The following is a 252-nucleotide window of genomic DNA, read 5'->3' as shown; positions in this document are numbered from 1 at the left end:
CCCGAAAGGACACCACTATGACCAAGAAACCCGGCTGGGGGCCGGTCCGCCCATGGACCTGCCTCGGCCAGATCCTGCCGGCTGACGTGAAACCCGGCGACCTGATCCGCTCCGACCTGATCGTGCGGGCGGACCACCTCTCCTACAGCCGCAGCCAAGGGCGACCGGACTACCACGCCTCCTTGGAGTGGCCCTTCGTCAACGGCTCTGCCTTCATGGAGAAGCTCCCGCACTTCAACCCCGGCGCCCACA

1 protein-coding gene is annotated in these 252 nt (G+C 66.7%); it reads left to right on the top strand.

Features of this window, described 5'->3' with window-relative positions:
- Positions 1–17 precede the first annotated feature (17 nt).
- Positions 18–252: hypothetical protein (locus EU800_RS26625; protein ID WP_129636399.1), on the top strand; the 235-nt coding region annotated here is incomplete at its 3' end.

The organism is Tropicimonas sp. IMCC6043 (genome assembly GCF_004146235.1).
Taxonomy (GTDB): Bacteria; Pseudomonadota; Alphaproteobacteria; order Rhodobacterales; family Rhodobacteraceae; genus Tropicimonas.
Note: the sequence above shows the minus strand (reverse complement) of the source record. Positions and strands in the feature narration are given on the sequence as shown.